16 protein-coding genes are annotated in these 18,884 nt (G+C 68.4%); 5 read left to right on the top strand and 11 right to left on the bottom strand.

The window, feature by feature from the left end; genetic code table 11:
* Positions 1-4: 4 nt before the first annotated feature.
* From VFE28_09615 to VFE28_09595, 5 genes are all read right to left on the bottom strand, one after another.
* Entirely contained in the window at positions 5-1,225 is a 1,221-nt protein-coding gene (locus VFE28_09615; GenBank protein ID HZM16248.1) for an efflux RND transporter periplasmic adaptor subunit, read from the bottom strand.
* Between the two features lie 190 nt (positions 1,226-1,415).
* Positions 1,416-2,762 (bottom strand): alginate export family protein, encoded by a 1,347-nt coding sequence (locus tag VFE28_09610; GenBank protein ID HZM16247.1) that lies wholly within the window; start codon positions 2,760-2,762, stop codon positions 1,416-1,418.
* Positions 2,763-2,779: 17 nt separating this feature from the next.
* Positions 2,780-3,871 carry a calcium/proton exchanger gene (gene cax, locus VFE28_09605; GenBank protein HZM16246.1) on the bottom strand — a complete coding sequence of 364 codons (1,092 nt, stop codon included), beginning with the start codon at positions 3,869-3,871 and terminating at the stop codon, positions 2,780-2,782.
* Positions 3,872-3,883: 12 nt separating this feature from the next.
* The gene (locus VFE28_09600; GenBank protein ID HZM16245.1) at positions 3,884-4,543 is read right to left on the bottom strand and encodes a VIT1/CCC1 transporter family protein; all 660 of its coding nucleotides are present in this window, start codon (positions 4,541-4,543) and stop codon (positions 3,884-3,886) included.
* Between the two features lie 3 nt (positions 4,544-4,546).
* The gene (locus tag VFE28_09595; protein HZM16244.1) at positions 4,547-5,215 is read right to left on the bottom strand and encodes a potassium channel family protein; all 669 of its coding nucleotides are present in this window, start codon (positions 5,213-5,215) and stop codon (positions 4,547-4,549) included.
* Positions 5,216-5,507: 292 nt separating this feature from the next.
* Here VFE28_09595 and mce point away from each other — a divergent pair, with 292 nt between their 5' ends.
* From mce to VFE28_09580, 3 genes are all read left to right on the top strand, one after another.
* A complete protein-coding gene (gene mce, locus VFE28_09590) occupies positions 5,508-5,969 on the top strand; it encodes a methylmalonyl-CoA epimerase (GenBank protein HZM16243.1) in 462 nt (153 codons plus the stop codon).
* A gap of 149 nt (positions 5,970-6,118) precedes the next feature.
* Positions 6,119-6,709, top strand: a complete 591-nt coding sequence (locus tag VFE28_09585; GenBank protein HZM16242.1) for a cysteine dioxygenase family protein — start codon at positions 6,119-6,121, stop codon at positions 6,707-6,709.
* A gap of 27 nt (positions 6,710-6,736) precedes the next feature.
* Positions 6,737-7,657: a YiiX family permuted papain-like enzyme gene (locus VFE28_09580; GenBank protein ID HZM16241.1), complete on the top strand. Its 921-nt coding sequence runs from the start codon at positions 6,737-6,739 to the stop codon at positions 7,655-7,657.
* 9 nt (positions 7,658-7,666) lie between these two features.
* Here VFE28_09580 and VFE28_09575 read toward each other — a convergent pair whose 3' ends face one another.
* Together VFE28_09575 and VFE28_09570 are read right to left on the bottom strand one after the other, a co-directional pair.
* The gene (locus VFE28_09575) at positions 7,667-8,728 is read right to left on the bottom strand and encodes a hypothetical protein (protein ID HZM16240.1); all 1,062 of its coding nucleotides are present in this window, start codon (positions 8,726-8,728) and stop codon (positions 7,667-7,669) included.
* A 95-nt stretch (positions 8,729-8,823) separates the two neighbouring features.
* A complete protein-coding gene (locus VFE28_09570; GenBank protein HZM16239.1) occupies positions 8,824-9,420 on the bottom strand; it encodes an N-acetylmuramoyl-L-alanine amidase in 597 nt (198 codons plus the stop codon).
* 116 nt (positions 9,421-9,536) lie between these two features.
* Here VFE28_09570 and VFE28_09565 point away from each other — a divergent pair, with 116 nt between their 5' ends.
* The gene (locus VFE28_09565; protein HZM16238.1) at positions 9,537-9,866 is read left to right on the top strand and encodes a hypothetical protein; all 330 of its coding nucleotides are present in this window, start codon (positions 9,537-9,539) and stop codon (positions 9,864-9,866) included.
* A 24-nt stretch (positions 9,867-9,890) separates the two neighbouring features.
* Here VFE28_09565 and VFE28_09560 read toward each other — a convergent pair whose 3' ends face one another.
* Positions 9,891-11,243 (bottom strand): SgcJ/EcaC family oxidoreductase, encoded by a 1,353-nt coding sequence (locus VFE28_09560; protein ID HZM16237.1) that lies wholly within the window; start codon positions 11,241-11,243, stop codon positions 9,891-9,893.
* A gap of 118 nt (positions 11,244-11,361) precedes the next feature.
* Positions 11,362-12,171, bottom strand: a complete 810-nt coding sequence (locus tag VFE28_09555; protein HZM16236.1) for a hypothetical protein — start codon at positions 12,169-12,171, stop codon at positions 11,362-11,364.
* A 352-nt stretch (positions 12,172-12,523) separates the two neighbouring features.
* On the opposite strand from VFE28_09555, the gene VFE28_09550 reads away from it, so the two are divergent.
* Entirely contained in the window at positions 12,524-14,602 is a 2,079-nt protein-coding gene (locus tag VFE28_09550; GenBank protein ID HZM16235.1) for a putative glycoside hydrolase, read from the top strand.
* A gap of 37 nt (positions 14,603-14,639) precedes the next feature.
* On the opposite strand, the gene VFE28_09545 is transcribed toward VFE28_09550, so the two are convergent.
* Together VFE28_09545 and VFE28_09540 are read right to left on the bottom strand one after the other, a co-directional pair.
* A complete protein-coding gene (locus tag VFE28_09545) occupies positions 14,640-14,825 on the bottom strand; it encodes a hypothetical protein (GenBank protein HZM16234.1) in 186 nt (61 codons plus the stop codon).
* A gap of 62 nt (positions 14,826-14,887) precedes the next feature.
* The gene (locus VFE28_09540) at positions 14,888-18,724 is read right to left on the bottom strand and encodes an Ig-like domain-containing protein (protein HZM16233.1); all 3,837 of its coding nucleotides are present in this window, start codon (positions 18,722-18,724) and stop codon (positions 14,888-14,890) included.
* Positions 18,725-18,884: the final 160 nt, after the last annotated feature.

The following is an 18,884-nucleotide window of genomic DNA, read 5'->3' as shown; positions in this document are numbered from 1 at the left end:
CGTTTCAGTGCGGGGAAGCGGTCATGGCCGGCGGCGGGGCGGCCAGGACCAGGTTAGGATCGCGGATCTCCACCAGCGTCGGCTGCACCTTCATGCCCCGCTGCACCTTCTGCAGGCCCTCGACGACGATGCGCTCGCCCGGCTGCAGACCCTCGTCGATCACCCAGAGCGAGCCGACCCGCGCGCCGGGCCGCACGGAGCGCATCTCGATCGTGTCCGCCGCGGTCACCACGGCCACGCTGTAGGTGGCCTGCACCTCCTTCACCGCCCGCTGCGGCACCAGGATGGCTCCCTTGCGGAAGTCGATCGGCGCTCGCACCTTGGCGAACTGGCCTGGGCGCACGATGTGTTCCGGGTTGGGGAAGGCGACCTCGACGAGGAGCGTGCCGGTGGTGGGATCCACGGCACGGTCGACGAAGAAGATCTTGCCGAGTTGTGGGTGCACGGTGCCATCCGCCAGGATCATCTCGATGTCGGCGGAATCGTGAGGTGCCTGCTGTTCACCAGGCGCTTTCCCCTGCTGGCCGCCATGCTCGCGCACCTCCTGCAAACGCTTGCGGACCAGGGTGAGGTAATCGCGCTCGGCGATGTTGACCCGGACGTGGATCGGATCGATGTCGGAGACCGTGGTGAGGAGCGTGCTCTCGCCCCGACCGACCAGGTTCCCGGTCTTGACCTCGGCCTTCCCCACCAGCCCGCTCACCGGGGCGACGACGCGCGTGTAGCCCAAGTCGATCTCGGCGCGGTCTGCGGCGGCACGCGCGGCTTCCACACCCGCCGTGGCTGCACGTTCGAGCGACACCGCGGTTTCCAGATCCTCGCGGGGGATCGCGTTCTTCTCCGCCAGCGGCTTGTACCGCGCCACGTCCTGACTGGCGCGGGCAAGCTGGGCCTCGGCCCCGGCGAGGTTGCCCTTGGCTTGGGCGAAGGTCGCCTCGAGGGGGCCGGGGTCGATCTTGAACAGCAACTGGCCCTGCTGGACGGTGGAGCCTTCGGCGAAATCCGCGCTCTCGATGTAGCCCTCGACCCGGGCGCGGATCTCCACTTCCTTGGAGCCCCGGGTCTGGCCCACGGCTTCGACATAGATGGGTACGTCGTGTTGGATCACCTGCGCGACCTGGACCGCAGGAGGAGGCGCAGAAGGCGCCTTCTTTCCGCCGCACCCGGCGAGGCAACTCGAGAGCAAGAGTACGAGGAGACCCAGCGCGGCCATCGTCTGCTTCAAGGGATGCTCCCGCGGAACCCCACGCGGATGGGCGCCTTACGACAAACCCCGACTTCTAGGTAGGCCTGAGGACGCCGGGGAGCCTTCGTGCTGCCAAACCCGGAAACGATCTGCAGTATTGCGGGGAAGTTCGCGACCGTCAAGCTCCCGGGGCCGATCCGAAGGCAGGTGATCACGCCAGCACTGCGGCTCAATAGCTCACCGTGACGCATGGCATCACGTACGACAGCGCGCCGGAGCGTCCGAACTCCTCCTTCAGGACGTCGTCGAGCCAGGCGCTCGCGGCGACGAGCGTCACGGAGACGGCGGGCGAAACCTCCCATTCCGCCATCAAGTCGACCTCCCCGCCCAAATGCCGGACCTCCTCGCCGGACTCGAGGGGGGCTGGCCGGTCGAGAGAGAAGTCCCAGAAGACCAGCCGCAGCCCGAGGGCATCGATCGGCGTCGCCCCGAGCGTGACTTGATGACTCCGGAGGTCCGCGTTGGTCAGCAAGTAGACGCCGTAGATCTCGCCCTGGTACCAGTCGCCGTAGTCCGTGTAGCCGTAGCGCAGCGGATCGAAGCGCTCGCTGCGCGTGGTGCTCGGGTCGTCGCCGCTGAACTCGGCGTAGCGATAGCGAAGCGACGGTGCCCAGGGCTGCGCCGTGAGGTGGTAACCAGCGGCGGCGTACCAGCCCCAGGCCCGCAGGAGGTCGCCGTTGCGCTCGCTCACCACCTCTCCATCCAGGCGCAGATCCGGCAGCGCGCCGAGCGGCGACGCCCCGGTCCGGAGACAGAGAACGTTCAGCCCCTCGCGTGTCGAGTCCGCGGCGTCGAAGGCCTGGAACCAGGACACTGCCGGCACCACTTTCCCGCCGGCGAGCTCGACCTCGACATCGAAGCCGGCAAAGCGTGCCTCTTCTTCCGGCGCCGGCGTGTCCGGGTCGAGGTAGTAGGCGCGAACCGTGTGCGGCCCCTGGGCGAAGCGAGCCACCACGCCGAAGTCCCAAGCCTGGCGCGGGGCGAGGTAATAGGCGCCACGTTCACCCCCGTTCGCTCCGCCGAGCTGGAGCACGATCCCCGTGCCGAGGCCAAAGTCGAGCCTGCCGGCCCGAAGCTCGAAGGCATCGGTTCCCAGTCCCGGCCAGAGATCCCCCGAGGTCCAGGCCACGTGGGCTTGTTCGACTCGTAGCGCTGCCGCGTTCCCGCCGACAGATGCGTCCGACGCGCCCCCGGTTCCGGTGGCGAGGAGGCTGAGCTCGCCTCTCACTCGACTCCGCCCGACGGCGATCTCCCCGCGGAGCCACGGCTCGGCGTAGCCTTCCAACCAGTTGCCGCCGAGGTCCCCGCTCGGATCGGGGCGCTCGTTTTCGAACAGCGGGCGGCCGTAAGCAAAGCCGGCGAGCACCGCATCGAAACCGGAGGCCCAGCTCCAGCCCTCGCCGGCTCCGCTCAGGAGACCGGCGGGCGTCGCCTCGGAAGCCTCGACGGGCGCGTCCTCCGCGGCCGCGGCCGGCGCGGCGGCGAAAAGGAGCGCCAGTAGGAAGCGGCCCTTCACCTTGTGGTTCCCCCGCGTCACTGCGGCAGCAGGTAGAGCGTCACGGCGAAAACGAGGTAGACGGCGAGGAGCTGCACTCCGGAGTACCAGGCCGCCCGGCCGCTGCTCGTGACCAGCGAAACAGTGAGGGTGCTGAGCAGCACCATGAGCACCGCACCGCCGGGGAAGACCAGGTCCATGGGCGTCGGCGCCAGGACGTAGCTCAGGAACACGAGAAGCGGAGCCACGAACAGCGCGATCTGCGTCGAGCTGCCCATGGCGATACCCACGCTGATATCGAGCCGGTTCTTGCGTGCCCCCGAAAAAGCAGCCGCCATCTCCGCGGCGCCGCCGACCAGAGACACGACCACGAAGCCGACGAACTGCGGGGTCATGCCGAGGTGGAGGGCCGCCTCCTGGACCGATTCGACGAAGATCTCGGCCACGAGCGCCACGACAACGGTGATCACGATCAGCAACACCAGAGCCAGGGAGAACGGCCACGCCTCCTCCTCTTCACCATGACCGCCGCCCCCGGCGGAGGCGAACACCTCCCGGTGCGTCTTCAGCGAGAAGAGAAGGCTCAGGCCATAGTTCGCCATGAGCACGACGGAGAGGCCGAGGCTCAATTGCTGCAGAAAGCGAGGCACGGCGGCGCCCTCGACGCGGCTCATGGCGGAGGGGATGAGCAGAGCGATCGTGGCCAGGAGGAGCATCCCCGACTGCACGCGGGCGGTCTGCGGATTGAATTCCTGGGCGCGGTGCCGGAGACCGCCGAGAAGGAACGACGCGCCGAGCATGAACAACGTATTGGTCACGATCGCCCCCGCCAGCGCCGCTTTGACCAGATCGAGCATCCCCTGGCGGAGCGCGGCGATGGTGATGACGAGCTCGGTCAAGTTGCCGAGCGTGGCGTTGAGCAAGCCGCCGATGAGATCACCGGTTTTCACCGCGACGCTCTCGGTGGCGCGGCTCATCAGACCGGCGAGCGGCACCACGGCCACCACGGAGAGCACGAAGAGCAGCGTGTGCGACTCGGGCGCCACCTGCTCGGCCACCAGGACGGCGGGCACGAAGACGAGAAACCAGTAGAGCTTGTTGTGCCGCAGCTCTCTCAGCAGGATTCCCATGCGTGTTCCTCCTTAGCCACCGAGCAGGATGGTGACAACCACGAGCAGGATGCCGAGGGCGGCGACGCCGAGTCCTGTGAGTGCCGGGTTCGATCCGGTGAACCGAGCCCAGAGGGAACCCAATCCGAAGAGCAGCACCAGGCCCGTGGCGTTGGAAAGGCGCGTCGCCCACCACACGTCCCGCACCACCAGGAAAGGAATCACCACCGGTACGGTGGCCAGGAAGACGACGAGCGCGGCAGCGAGGCCACCGCGGAAATCGGCCCCCGTGACGCGGGCGGGACGTGGCGTCGTGCGGCGCGCCAGCGTCAGGATCCAGCGGTGGACCTGCTCCAGCTCCTCCCCGGTCGTCAGCGCCTCCAAACGCCCGTCGACCTCCCGGGCCACCAGGCGCAGCGCGGTGGCATCATCGGGTGCGGCGCGGACGGCGCGCACGACCCGCGCCTGGCGGCCGCGCTCGAAGAGCTGGGCGAGAACGAACATCGCCCCGTCCACGATACCCCAGGCGATGTTGCATCCCAGCACGGCGATGAAGAGGCTCCGGTTGTCGGCCTCGTCGATGCCGAGCCTGGCAGCGCCGGTGATCCCGAGGGCCATGATGAGACCGAAGAGGGTCTCGCCCAGCCGGTCCACGGGCTCCAGGTTCCGGCGGACGAACCGGAGCAGGGTCATGCGTCATCCCCTCCTGCGCCGGCCGGCATAGACGCTGACCAGCCAAGCGATGAGCACGGCGACGTAGAACTGCCCGATGACCGCTTCCAGCACCGCCAGCATCTGGGCGCTGGGGAGTCGCGGGGTCACGTCGCCGTAACCGAGCGTAGCAATGGTGACGAAGCTGAAGTAGAGAAGCTCCAGGTCCATATTCACACCTTCGCGCAGACCGAAATTGGAGGGGGACACGGCCTGCATGATCACGAAGGCGCGGGAGAAAGCCAGCGCCAGGAACATGTAGGCGACCATGGCGGCGAAGATCGTGTCGGCGGTGATGTCGGCGCTCCGGAATACGTGGGTGAGGATGGCCACGACGCAGAGGGCGAGAACCACGGCTCCCACGGCGTCGGCGACGTGCGGCAGCACGGTCGTGGGCAGCCGCAGGCTCACTGCCTGCAGCGCGATATTCACGGCGCAGGCGCCGAACAAGAACCGGCGGAGGACCGAGCGGCGTCGGTTGGCCGACATCGCCACCAAGATCCCATTGAGGAGCAGGACCTGGATCACGAGGAGGACGATCCGAAACTTGGCCAGAAAGGGCAGCAGGATGATGCCGGCGACGACGCAGAGGAGGAGCTGCAGGAAGCGGTGCTCGCGCCAAGCGGAGACGGCGCTCCCTGCCTCCGCACTCACTGCGGCACCTCGAGCCCGAAGGCTCGCGGGGCCCCGCCTGCGGCCATTCCGTCCTCGACGTCCGACAAGACGGTGCCCTTCTGCAGCAGTGTCCATTGGCGCTCGATGGGGGGCCGATTCTAACAGAACCTTTGCGGTGCGCCTCGAGAGCTGCCCGGTCCGGGTCGCTGGCGGGCGGAGTGGGCGCAGAGATCCGCCCGCCTGCTCCTCTGCGGCCTCGCGGCGGATCTTCGTCTGGACGCCCAGGCGCGAATTAGCGAGAATGGCGAGAGCGACCCCGATGGAGACCGCAGTGCCGGAAAAAATCCAAAAGATCGACCACGTGGGGATCGCTGTCCCGGATCTCGAGGCAGCGATCCGTCTCTACACGCTCCTCTTCGGCGCCGGCCCCGCCTCCATCGAAGAGGTTCCGGAGCAGAAGGTGCGCACCGCTTTCTTCCAGGCCGGCGAAGCCACCGTCGAGCTCCTCTGTCCCACCGCCCCGGACAGCCCGATCGCCGGGTTCCTCGCCAAACGCGGTGGCGGGATCCATCACCTTTGTCTCACCGTTCCCGACCTCGAACACGCCATGGCCGCCCTCGCTGCGCAAGGCGTCGAGCTGATCGACAAGACACCACGCCTCGGCGCACACGGCAAGCGCATCGCTTTCGTGCACCCGAAGTCCCTCGGCGGCGTCCTCCTCGAACTCTCCGAAGCGCCACGACCCGGCTGCGTCCCGGCGCAGCGCTTGCCTCACGCCGGTCCTCGCGGCTGAAGCCTCCCATGCCCATCCTCGCGCCTGAAGCCTCGCTTTTCCCCTCCTCGCGGTGAAGCCTCGCTTGCAGAGCTTCCGGTCTCGTGTGCTAGGCTGAGAGCAGCCGCCGACTCTTCCCGCCTCCAGAGCTCGTTGAGCCGGCGCGCTCCGTGTCGGGGGGCACCGTGGACCTCGAATCGAACCTCGCGCCGCTCCTTCCCTTGCTCCGCCGCCTCGATCATGCCGCCGCGGCCGCGGACACGCGCGCCATTTGCGCCGATGTCAAGGCCGCGCTCATGGAGGAGCTCGGACAGGGCCGGGTCCCGATGCCCGAGCCGTTCCTGCAGCCGGTGCCCACGGGCTACGCCCGCCGGCGCCTGTTTCTGGATCCCAAGGGACGCTTCAGTGTCGTGGTCATGGTGTGGGGACCAGGGCAGGGGACGCCGCTCCACGACCATGCGGGGCACTGGTGCGTCGAGTGCGTTTACGACGGGCGGATCCGGGTCACTTCCTACGATCGCGAGCGCGAGGACCAGGGTCGCATCCTCTTCCGCCAGCGCGGCACGGTCCTTTCCGACATCGGCGCCGCCGGCGCCCTCATCCCGCCCTTCGAGTACCACACGATCGAGAATCCCTTCGACACCAAGGCGGTGACGCTGCACGTGTACGAAGGCGAGCTGACCTGGTGCAACGCTTTCGAACCCCTCGAACCCGCCGGCTGGTTCCGGCCGCAGCGCCACGAGCTCGGCTACAGCGCCTGAACACCCGCCGGATTCCCTGGGGACTCGATGTCAGCAGGCAAGAAGAGATCGTTGCAGGCCCTCCTTCTCCTGGCGTTGCAGACCACGACCCTGCGTGCCGACGAGCTGCATTCCTGGGACATCATCTTCCAAACCTCGCGCTCGTCCCAGAGCGTCGCGATCCAGAAGGCGACCCATTCCGTCTACAGCCACATGGGTCTGATCCTGCGGCGGGGTGCATCGATCGAGGTGCTGGAAGCGGCGGACAAGGTGCGGCGGACGCCGCTCTCCCAGTGGATCGCCGACGGCGTCGAGGGTCGCTACGTCGTGATGCGCCTCCGTGATGCGGAGAGCCAGCTGTCCGCAGACGCGGTGATGCGGCTGCAAACCGCCGCCGAATCGTTTCTCGGTCGACCGTACGATTCGTATTTCGAATGGTCCGACACGAGCGTGTACTGCTCTGAACTGGTGTGGAAGGTCTACGCCCTCGGGGCCGGGATCCACCTCGGGAAGCCGGTGAAGCTGCGGGAATTCGACCTTTCGGACCCGCTCGTGCAGGCGAAGCTCCGCGAGCGCTTCGCGGACCGGATTCCTCTGGAAGAGCCGGTGCTCTCCCCTGCCACCATCCTCTGTTCTGGAGAGTTGGTGCTGGTGGCCAGTACGCCGATGTCCGCCGAACTCCGGGACGTCCTGTTCCAACGCGGCAGCGCCGAGCTCGACCAGGAGGCTTGCACCCAACTCACGGCGATGGCAGGAGCGCTGCTGCGGGACCCCAACGCCGCGCTGCGCCTCGAGGGTCACTGCTCCGAGAGCCGCGATCCCAAAAGCCAACGGGCGCTGGCGGAGAAGCGCGCTCAGACCGCGAAGGACTTCCTCGTTTGCTTGGGTGTCGAGGCCGGGCGCCTGGAGACGAGCCGCTCCAGCGGCCAAGGCAATGCGGGCGACCGGGTGACCTTCGTGCTGCAATGACGGTGCGCTTCAGCGCGCCGGCGCCGGCAGGTGGGCGAAGAGATCCTGGCGCACCATCGGATTGCGCAGCTTCCAGATGTAATTGTCGATGAAGTAGTGGTGGATGTTGACGAAGGCCACCACACCGAGCTGCAGCGGTAGCGCGAAGCCGAGCCGGTCGAACCCCAGCTGCAGCGCCTCCGGCCCGAGCTGCATCACCAGCAGGCCCAGCACCACGGTGCCGAAATAGAAGACACCCATGTGCTTGCGGCGGCCTCCGGGCCCCACCACGCTGCCGGCGCGCTCCACCCGGTTCATTTCCACCCGCAGCGGGAAGATCAGGTACTGCAAGGCATGGGCGTTCTGGGCCCAGAAGACCGCGGCCGGCTCGCGGTACAGCAGCACGTACCAGAGGTGGATCGCCACCCACGGGGCGAGCATGCGTGGCGTCGGCACCCGCCGGAGGCGGCGCGCCATGAGCAGCAGTCCGGCGGCGCCGCAGGTACTGGAGGCGAGCGCCACCACGGTCGCGGTCTGATACAGCCGCTCCGCCGCCGTCGGAGTCAGCAGGGTGCTGCCGCCAGTGACCGGAGCGAAGATGTTGCGCTGCGCCACGAGGGCCCAGATCACGTGCCAGGCCAGCAACACGTACAGGTTCGCCCGCACCAGCCGGCGCTCCTGGTCATTGAAGCGCAGGCCTTCGAGGAAGCCGAACGCTGCCATCATTCCATAGGCCTGCCCGGTGTAATGCCAGGCGAGGAGCAACGTGCCGGTGCCGATCATGGAGCCGAGCACTGCTGGGTACTGCCCGTAGACGGCGAGCGCGAAGAGGAGGTACGCCGCGAGCGCCACGGGCAGTTGCAAGGACACCGCCCGGTAGCCGGCGCGGCGCTGCGGCGAACCGTAGAGCAGCCGGTACGAGACCAGGAAATGCGGCGCGTTGATCAAGAAGTTGGTGACGTGCATCAGCAAGTGGTATTGCAGCGGCAAGCGCACCCCGGCGAGCAGCACCACGAGGGACACCAGGATGGAGAGGCCGCCGACGCAGAGGAAGTCGGTGAGCGGCGTGAGCATGGCGGGTTTGCGTGACACGGCCGGCCTCCTCGCCCGTGCCGAGGATAGTCCAGGCAGTGCTGTGATTGCAGGCCGAAGGCTCGAGCCCCGCCGTGGACAGCGAAGCCGCCGCGTCAGCGACGCCGCCTCGCCGGGCGGACGGAGCGGCTCCGGCGTGCACGCCGCGCTGCGGGTCGCAGCGCCGCTTCGAGCCCGGCGGCGATGGCCCGCGCCAGGCCGCGGTGGGTGCTCCGGCGGCGGAGGAACCGCCGCTGCACCGGGTGGGTGAGGAACTCGGCTTCCACCAGGATGGCGGGCATCCGGGTCTCCCGCAGGACGACGAAGCGGGCAGCCTTGACGCCGCGGTCGGTGTGCCCGGGAAAGGCGGCCAGCATCGCCGCGAGAACGGCGCGCGCCGCCCGCGCGCCGACGGTGGAGCCCGGGAAGTGGAAGACCTCCATCCCCTGGGCGCGCGGATCGCTGGCGGCGTTCGCATGCAGGCTGACGATGACCTCGGCGCGGAAGCGATTGGCGAAAGCCGCCCGGGCCAGGAGGGAGAGAGTGCGATCCGAGCGGCGCGTCATGAGGACGCGATGTCCTCGCCCGACGCAGGCAGCTTCCAGGGCGCGCGCCAAGGCCAGGGTGAAGTCCTTCTCCACCAGAGGCGAGGGCTTGCCGGCCGCGGCTCCCGGGTCGGTGCCCCCGTGACCTGCATCGATGCACACCTTCATGACCAGGCTCGATGCAAGACCACGGCCGGGACCGGCATTTCCAGGCACGAGTTGTGCAGTTCCCCCAGCGCTGAACCCGGGGCGCCGGATGGTTTCCGGTAGCAGAGGGAACAGCCATGAGCAATACGGACACACAGGAGATCATCCGCAGCATCGGCGAGCTGAAGAGCGAGAACGCCTATGCACTGGCCACGTTGCAGGCCAAGGTGGACGGGATCAATCGCCGCCTCGATCATTCCAACTCCCGCATCGCCAAGCACGAAGAAGCGATCCAGGAGCTGCGCCTCCAGAGCAGTCAACTGGACACGGAGCTCGGGCACTTGCGTTCCGAGCACGAAAGCCGCATCGCCCGCAACCGTCAGGTGGGCATGGCGATGCTCGAGCGCCTCTTCTGGCTCCTCGGCTCGATCGTCCTCGCTCTCGTCGTCCACTTCGCCGGCCTCTGAGCGCCGGCGAAGTGGTGCGCTCGCTCACATCGATGCGTCCTGCAGGATCTCCCAGCGGCCGCCGCCCAGCGGGCGCAGCACGAGCAAGGTGAGACCCGTGGCCGTTGGCTTGTCGGGATAGGCGAGGCTCCACCGCGCGACCACCGAGGCGCTCTGCACCCGAGCCGGTCGGGCGCTCCCGAGCACCGAAGCCTCCATCCCGGCGCTGAGCCGGATCTCCACGAGTTCGAACGAGAGCGTTCCCATGGCGGCGTGATCGGCGTACTTCTTCTTGTAGCGCTCGAGAACCGCCTGGCGGCCGCGCGTCACGCCGCTCGGCGCGATGAACAGTGCATCCTCCGCATAGTCGGCGCAGAAGGCCTCGAGGTCCCCACGGTTCCAGGCGGCGGCAGAGGTCTCGAGGAGCTGGGCGATGCCGTCGCGCGCCCCACGCCGCCGGCGCGCGTCGTCGAGGCGGTGCCAGAGGCTGCAGCCGTAGCGCCCGACGTACTCGTGCGCGGCGGCGAAGACCGAATCGGCGAGCACCTCGTCGGCGGCGGCAAAGTGATGCCCGAGGCGCGCGAGCCCGGTGAAGAGCGCGTCCCACTGCGCCGTACCGATTTCATTGGCGTGGAGAAGTAGGATCTGCGGAGTGGGCCGCTCGAAGAGCTCGTCGCCCAGCGCTTCGTGGTCGCGCACCTCGAGCCGGAGCTGCGACTGATACTCGACGGCGATGCTGTCCCGGGCGGCTGCGTCGCTCTGGCGCCGCGCCTCCACCCAGCCGGCCTCGAAAGACCAGTCTTCGTTGTCGATGGTGACCGGCAAGTTCCGCTGCCCGGTGCGCGCGAGATAACGACGCATGGCGCGCAGCTTCTCCACCGTGTCGCCCTCGCGCAGGAAGGGGAAGCGGAAGAAGCGCAGCTTGCGGTCGTGGGCGGCGAGAAACGCCGCGAGCTCCTTGCGACCGCTCTCCACGTCGGCGATGTAGGCGGTCGTGTCGGTGGCGGTGTAGTCGAGGTGCCGGTCGGAGTGGTTGCCGAGCTCGTGCCCGGCCTCGAGCCATTGCTCCAGGAGCCGCCGGTCCCGGGGCCCGTGCACATTGCTCCAGGTCACCAGTCCGACGGCACGGATGCGGTGCTTGGCGAGGACGGCGAGGAGCTCGCGAGTGATGCGCTCGCGCTCGTCCGGGTCGCGGTGCTGGCCGGGCGAGGCCACGGGCAGGTCGTCCACCGTGACCAGGAGCGGCCGGGGGACCGCGCCCCGCGCCGCGGGCTCCGCCTCTGCCCGTGCCGGCCGCAGCGCCAGCGCGCCCCCTGCCGCCGGCAAGAGAGAACCGAGGCTCAAGGAGAGGAGGAGCCGCAGCCGGCGCGCGCGCTCCCAGGAAGCTGCACGACGCAACGAGATCTCCTGGTCCGCTCGAGGTCGAGCGCTATCGGGAAGCCTGCCGTTTCATGGCACGCATGCTCTAACAGCAAAAGCGACGAACAGCAAGGTCCGGGTGTGGAGCGGAGTGCGGTCAGAACCTGCGGGTGAGCGCCAAAGCGAGCGAGCCCCCTTGGCCCGGCGCCAGCGGCGCGAGGCCAAGTTCCAAAACCGCTCTGCTGTTGGCGCGTTGGGCGGCGCGCGGCGCGTCGATCCAGTCGTAGAGGCCCAGACCAGCGGAGACGGCGAGGCCGGTGTAAAAGAGCACGGCGCCAGAGTCCTCGCTGCTGGAAGACCCGTCGAAGCTGCCCTGGAACGCCATGACGAGGCCGATGTCGGCGCTCAAGAGCCCGATGCCACGGACCACCGAGCCCATGATGCCGTGGCTGCTCTCGCCGGCGTAAAAATGGCCGGCGCTGGGACCCACGGCCGACACGGCCTCACCGAGGAAGAAGAGGCCGGCGTTCTCGATGGCGATGCCGGTGCCAGCGATGCCCCATCCAACGAGCGTGGCGCCGAAGGCCCAGGCGAAGGCCACCCCCGGGGACTTCGGCCCCGCGGGCAGGGCGGCGAGCGTCGGCGTCGCCGTCGGATCGTCGGCCGTGCCTTGGGTCTCCATGCTCGTCCACCCCACGCCTGCAGGAGCCTGCAGGTCCGCACTCCAGGCGGCGACACCCGAAACGTCCTGGCCCGCCATGTCCCGACTGGCCACGTCGTGCCGGACATCGCGGGAGCCGAGGGACGGGTTCTCTGCTTGGGCGCGGGAGAGCGTGGAGGCGAGCGCGACGAGGAACAGCAGAGCACCCCACGAAGCGGAGAGGGCTCTCGGTGATCGCGCTAGGGGCGGAGAGAGTCGTTCCAGCCGGGCCGGTAACACACGCAAAAAGAATACGTGCCCCCGCATGACGGCCTCCCTCGAGGATGGTAGCTGGTCTCAGGGGCGGACACTTCCGATGCTCCTCGCTGCAAGCTTCGGTCCAGGCCCATCCCCCGCCAGTTCCAGCGACCCCACCGGCGGTGACTGCCTAGGCTACAGCGGAGTGTTGCCGAAGCGCACCTGGTGGCTCGAACGGCGTAGATCTACCGACGCAGCACTACCTGCTGCCCTCCCTGCCTTCTGCGGTGTCGCGATTCTCATGCGTCGAGCCGGACCAAGCCAGGAGCGGGTGAAAAAGGCTCTCGCCGCCACCGCGGGTCGGTGTAGTCTGGGCCTTCTTTTTCGTCATGGGCGGCGGTGCGCAGCTGTCGGGGGTGGCATGATGAAAAGGGTAGCCCGGCGTCTGTGCTCCACGTTGGCACTCTTCCTCCTCTTGTCGGCCTCGGCGCGGGCGCAAACGGAGCCGCCCTATCCCCACCTCGTCAACGTCTACCTCTCCGGCGAGGTGGACGACGCGACCATCGCAGCGCTCTCGCGCTGGGACGCGGTGGTTCTCAACGAGAGCTGGACGCCGGCGCAGCTCGAACGCCTGCGCTCACTCAATCCGAAGATCAAGATCTTCGTCTACGTCCTCGCCTACGAAGTATCGCGCCAGCCGGCCACGCGCTGGTCCGGGATCAACTTGTCCTACGTCACCGCCGAGGATCTCTGGTGGTACGACAGCGACGGCCGCATCGCCTCGGATTGGTACGGGACGGGCATGGTGAATGTCACCTCTCTCGCTCCCCAAGGGGCGCTCGGCTCCTGGCGGCATTTCTGGGTGGAGCACGTCGTGGGTCTCGTCCTGGAGCGCCCGCAGCTCGACGGTGTCTATCTGGACAACTTCTGGCGGCAGATCTCCTGGCAACAACAGCACCGGCGGCTCGATTCGGACTGCAACCCGACCCACAACCCGAGCGGCTGTGACGGGGTCCCGGACTCGCCGGAGCGTCTCGACGCCCTCTGGCACGAAGGCCTCACCGCCATCGCGACGGAGCTGCGCCAGCGCTTCGACGACATCGAGGCCTACCGCACTCGTCCCTTGGCTCTCATTTCCAACGCCGCCAGCGACTACTTCCAGTGGCTGAACGGGACGCTCTACGAGTACTTCCCCTCCGGGTATGCCGGCGTCGACTACGACAACCCGTACGGCTACAACTGGAACCGCGAGATGTGGGACGACATCGCGGGCTACGCCGCCGCTCCGTTCCGCACCCAGCCCTATCCGTTCTCCATCCTCAACACCGAGGCCTGGGGCAGCAGGTGGGAACCGCTGCGCACCCCCAGTTTCGAGCGTCACAAACGCTTCACCTTCGTCTCCAGTCTGCTCGGCTCCGGCTACTACAGCCTCGATGCAGGCCACAACGGCAACGCCAACCTGTGGTGGGAGCCGGAGTACGACAATGCCGGCCGCGGCAAGGGCTACTTGGGACAGCCGCTCGGTCCACCCTATCGCCTGCTCGCACCGGAGGGGCCGGAGGTGCTGGCAAATCCGGATTTCAGCCTCGGCACCACGGGTTGGCTGGGCATGGGGTTCAGCGCCCAAGGGACTCTCCGCGCCGACGCCACCAGCTTCCACTCGGCGCCGCAGTCGCTGCGCATCGATGTGCAGCGGGTGACGAGCCCGGGGATGTTCAAGGTCTGGCAGCACCCCGTCGCCCTCGCCCAGCACGAGGCCTACACGCTCTCCTTCTGGGCGCGAGGGAGCGGCGAGATCGTGGTGCAACTGTACGGCGATGGCTGTGAGAACCAGACCTGCTGGGGCCCGCGCCGGCTGCGCTTGCAACCGACCTGGAGGCGTTTCGACACATCCTTCCATGCCAACGGCAACAGCGCCGCGGGGCTGGACTTCCTCGTCGAGGCCCCCGGGAGCGTCTGGCTGGACGACGTCTCGCTCCGGCGCGGCGACACGGCGCTCTTCCGCCGTGACTTCGAGAACGGCATCGTCCTACTCAACTACACCAACATGACGCGCTTCGTACCACTCGGAGGGAGGTTCCGGCGCCTGCAGGTGCCAGGTTCGGATGTGTTCGACGGCTCTTTCGTCACCAGTGAGTATGTGACGCCCTCGGACGCTCGCATCCTGCTCCGCAGATCCCCCACCGACGCGGCGGAGGGCGACCTCGTCGCCGCTCCGGCGCGGACCCTCCTCGCGCCCAATCGGCCCAACCCGTTCAACCCGCAGACGGAGATCCACTACACCCTGGAAACCGGCGGCCCCGTGCTTCTCGCGGTGTACGACGTGGCCGGACGTCTCGTCCGCGTCCTCGTGGACGGCGAGGAGAAGTCAGGCCTGGAGCACGTGACGCGCTGGGACGGGCGCGACAGCGAAGGAAGCGAAGCGGCCTCGGGGGTCTACGTCCTACGCCTCACGACACCCGGCTTCACCACGGCGCGGAAGATGGTACTGAGTCGATAGTCTTTGAGCCGCTCGTGGCGACGGAGGCCGGCCGTTCTCACGGTGTCAGGTGCCGGCGGGAGAACGCGGAGACGGTGACGAGAAAGAGAGGGGAAGGAACTTCGCTGCCGCCGCTGCAGGTGAGATCCGCTGCGGCTGCAATGAGCGTGAGCGCCCCGAGCACGAGGAGCGGATAGAGCAGGGCGAGCCCGTAGTGTCGCCAGCGGCCCCACACGAACCCCATGCTCCGCCGCGACAGCCGCTCGTTGTCCCCGGGTCGCGGACGAACGGAACGCGCGGTCGAGTCTAGCGCAGCAGCTGGATCTTGCGCGCCGCCGTGAAGCCGTCGGCTTGCAGGTGGACGAGGAAGACACCGGACGCCACGCTGCGGCCGTGGTCATCGAGGCCGTCCCAAAGCCGCTGCAATCTCCCCGGCTGCAAGAACTCACCGGCGACCAACGTCCGCACCCGCCTGCCGTTCGGGGCGAGGATCTCCAGCCGGACGCGGGCGGCGCGAGGCAGATCGAAGCAGAGGGTCGTGACGGGATTGAAGGGATTCGGCATGGCCCCGTGCAGAGCGAAGCGAAGCGGCACCGCCACCGCCACATCCGTCGGCCTGGTGATGGCGAAGGGCGCGTCGCTCACGTCGCTACCCACGTTCCCCGAAGGGTCCAGCGCCTCGATGCGGAGGAGACAGGAGCTGGAGTTCAGGTCGGGGATGTTCCAGGAATAGGTGAAGCTGTTGGGGAGACCGGCGGCGATGGTGGTGAAGCTCTGGCCGCCGTCGGTCGAAAGCCGCAGGTTCACCGCGGTCACGGCCACGGCGTCGGTGGCGGTCCAGCGGATGGGGGTGGAGCTCGCCCCGAGGAGATGTTCACCGCCGTTCGGCTGCACCAGCGCGACGCTGGGCGGCGTCGCCTCGGGCGGAGAGAGCCAGCGGAGCGTGCGGGCCATCAGGGTGTCGCGCTGCGACACGCTGTTCAGGCCCTCGAAGCCGAAGCCGGCGTAGACGAGCCGGTAGACTCCGTCGTAGCGCAACGCCGCGGTGTGGCCGTTGCTGTAGCGCATGCACTCGACCGAGCCGTTCACCGGCAGCAAGGACGAGCAGCTGTTGAGATTGTTGGCGCCCGTGCCGCCGTTCAAGGTGAGCGCCAGTCCGGCGCTGAGCGGATCCCCGGCCAAGCCTTGCACTGCCGGCGCGCCCTCGCTCTCGATGTTGACCTTGGCGCGCAGCCAGTTTTCGTAGAAGGCCTTGTCCGCCGGCGTGGCGACGCCGCCGCTCCCCTTCCACAGGTCCTCGCCGATGTCCTCGCCGGTCAGGAACAAACGTCCCCCGGCGCCGAGATAGGCGGCCAGCTCTTCCTGATCCGCCGGAGTGAGGGTGTTGCGGCGGTCGTTCCCCGTGGACCAGACGACGGCGCGGTAACGGGCCATCTGCTCCGCCGAGGGGCTGCCGAGCGTGCCCGCGTCCCAGCGCAGACATTTCTGTCCGAGGCGAGCCAGGCTCGTGGTGAACCAGGTCTCGAAGTTCATGCCCCGATCGTCGTCGACGAAGAGAATGGGAACATAGCCCACGGGCAGCATGAAGGTGCCGCCGTTCACGCCCTGGCTGGAATGGATCTCGATCTCCAAGACGACGGCGGTGCCGGCTGCCACGCCGGGATCGATGCTCACCTGGAACAGCGAAGGCGCCACGATTTCTGCCCCGGCACCGACGCTGCCGCAGGGGACGCTGTCGACGCCGATGGCCACACCCGGAACGGCGGTCGCGATCTTGACGTACACGCCGGTCTCGCTGCCGCCGTAGTTCCGCAGCGTGAGGCGCAACTGCGCCGTCTCCCCCCCATCGAGACGGCCGTCGCCGTTGCCGCCAGCGTCCTGCACCGCGAGCTGCACCGTCTCGAACTCCGGGCCCGTGCCGATGCCGTGGTCGCCGAAGGCGGAGCGGATGCTCTCGAGATGCGGCGTGCCGTTGCCCAGATTGCCGTCGTCGTCATCCACGCCGAGGAGGTCGAGGTAATAGTCCTCGAAGTTCTTCGGCGCCCCGTAACGGGCGAAGTGGAAGAGCGAATCCGCCAGATCCACTTGCGGCCACAAACGACTGCGTAGATCCCAGAGGGCCCCCGCCAGGATGGTGCCGTCGATGTGGGCTTCTCCCGAGACGTCCTCGGGAGCGCGGAGCTCGTTGTCGATGCTGCGGAAGACGGTCCCGGTGCCGAGGATGCCCGGACCGATCCGCGGCTCGCCGCTCAGGCTGGCGGCGAAGTAGTCCGAGAAGGCCTCGTGCATGTCGCTGGGTGGATCGCCGGCAACGCCGTAAACGTGATCGGTGATCGCATGGCCGTACTCGTGCACCACCACCGATTCCCACAGGCCGAGATCGGCGCATCCCGTCCCACCGGCCCCCACGACGATCTGCCAGCCGCCGTAGTAGGCGTTGCAGAAGGAGGTGCCGACGAACACCGGCAGCGGCTGGTCCAGCTCCACGAAGGCCGGATCGATGGAGGCAAGACGGGCGCGTCCGGCGTTCAGGGCGTGGAAGGTGTCGCGCTCGTCGGCGCGCGAGTTGCCGCTGCCCCAGTGCAGGGTGAGGGCGCCCGTGGGCGGCGCCGTCAAGGTGGCTTGGACACCGCCGGCTCCGCGGTTGAACACTTGCGCGTAGGGGCCGCGCATCCGCGTCACCAGGGTGGAATCCCCGCCGGTCCCGACGACGGCGAAGCTTCCGTCCGGAGCCGTGACCGTCGAACCCAAGCGCGCGACGACGACGTCGTCGACCCAGCAGCCGGCGGCGTTCACCGCGCCGTCGCTGAACAGCCGGAAGCGGAGCCGTAGGTCGCGCGTGTCGGTGAACGCCGACAGGTCGATGCGCTCCTCGTGCCACGCCGCCGTGCCGCTCAGCGCCATGAGAGTGCGCCAGGTGCTGCCGTTGTCCGCCGAGCCCTCGACGTAGAGGAAGTCCCAGGTGTCCTCGACCTCGACGCGGGTCCAGAAGCTGAGCACCGGATCGTGCACGCCGCGGATGTCGAGCTTCGGCGAGGTGAGCGACACGTTGCGGTAGTCGGCGTAGTTGGCCCCTGGGCTGTCGCTCCAGGCTTGGGTGCCGCCGTGCACGGATTCGCCGGACAAGGCCCACGGCGTCTGTGCGCTCCAACCTGCGGCGCCGCTTTCGAAGCCGTAGGCTGCCACGGTATCGCGCACCGCGCCGCAGAAGATCTCCGCCGCACCGAAGGCGAGCGAGGCGAGCGGCGCCGTTCCCTGCAGTGGGTGCACGTCACCGCTCAAATGTCCGGTCAAGGTGTGCACGCGGTCGAAGCGCCAGAGAACGCTGCCGGTCTCCGCATCCACGTAGGTTTCCCAATCGCCCGGCGGGTCGAGCGTCTTGAGATGCAGCCGGTACGCCGGCCGTACCCGCAGCGCCTCCGGTCCGAGGTTCGCGGCCGGTGCCGTCTTGCGCACTCCGGGAGGCAGCGGTTCGCCGGCGAGCATGGGGAGGAACACCGCTTCGGGCGCGCCCGTGTGCGGCAACGTCCCGCTCGGCATGCCTTGCAAGGCCGCCTGGATGCAAGCGTCGGCGCCGAGGCTTCCGGTCCACGCCGCCGGCACCGGATAGGCGTCGGAGCCGAAGAGAACGAGATCACCCGCTGGTGTGAAGCGCAGATCCACCCGCCCGCCCACCATCTCGATGCCCTGAGTCCACTGCTGCAGGATGACGACCCAGCGCCCACCGCGGAATTCGAGGCGCTGCGGCCGCAAGTCCTCCCAATGGAGGCCGAGGAGCGCCGTGTGGCCGCGGACGAAGGCTTCTGCCAGAGCGGCTACGGTCGCCGCGTCGCGCGGCGCCCCCGTGGCCGGCCCGACCGCCGACGCCGCGATCCGGCCGCCGAAGGCGCGGTGCGGCGTCCGGGCGAGCTCGTTCCAGCGCACGCGCCAGCCTTCGCCGTAGGTGTCGCGGAAGTCATCGAGGCGCGGGTCGTCGCGCGTCAGCTTCCACTGGTTCGACGAGTTGCGCACGCTGGCGGGGTCGGTGCGCTGGACCTCCGGAGTCTCGTCGCTGGAGGCATGGAAAGCCTGTGCTTCCCGCACCGCAGGAAGGAAGAGTAGAGCAGCGAACCACCATGCTCGCCGGGCGCGACTTCGCGGCACTCGGACACTCCCGAGAAAAGGGAAACCAGCAATGTGCGGAGGGGGACTCCGCCGCGTGGGCAATAGGGCCGAATGGTTTCCAATCTGGGGCTAACACGATGGTAACGGGCCGCTGCGGGCCCGACAAGCCTGCAGCGGTTTGCGCCAGATCCCGGGACAA

It is taken from the genome of Candidatus Krumholzibacteriia bacterium (assembly GCA_035649275.1).
GTDB lineage: Bacteria > Krumholzibacteriota > Krumholzibacteriia.
The sequence above is the reverse complement of the archived record's forward strand: the minus strand, read 5'-3'. Positions and strand labels throughout refer to the sequence as shown.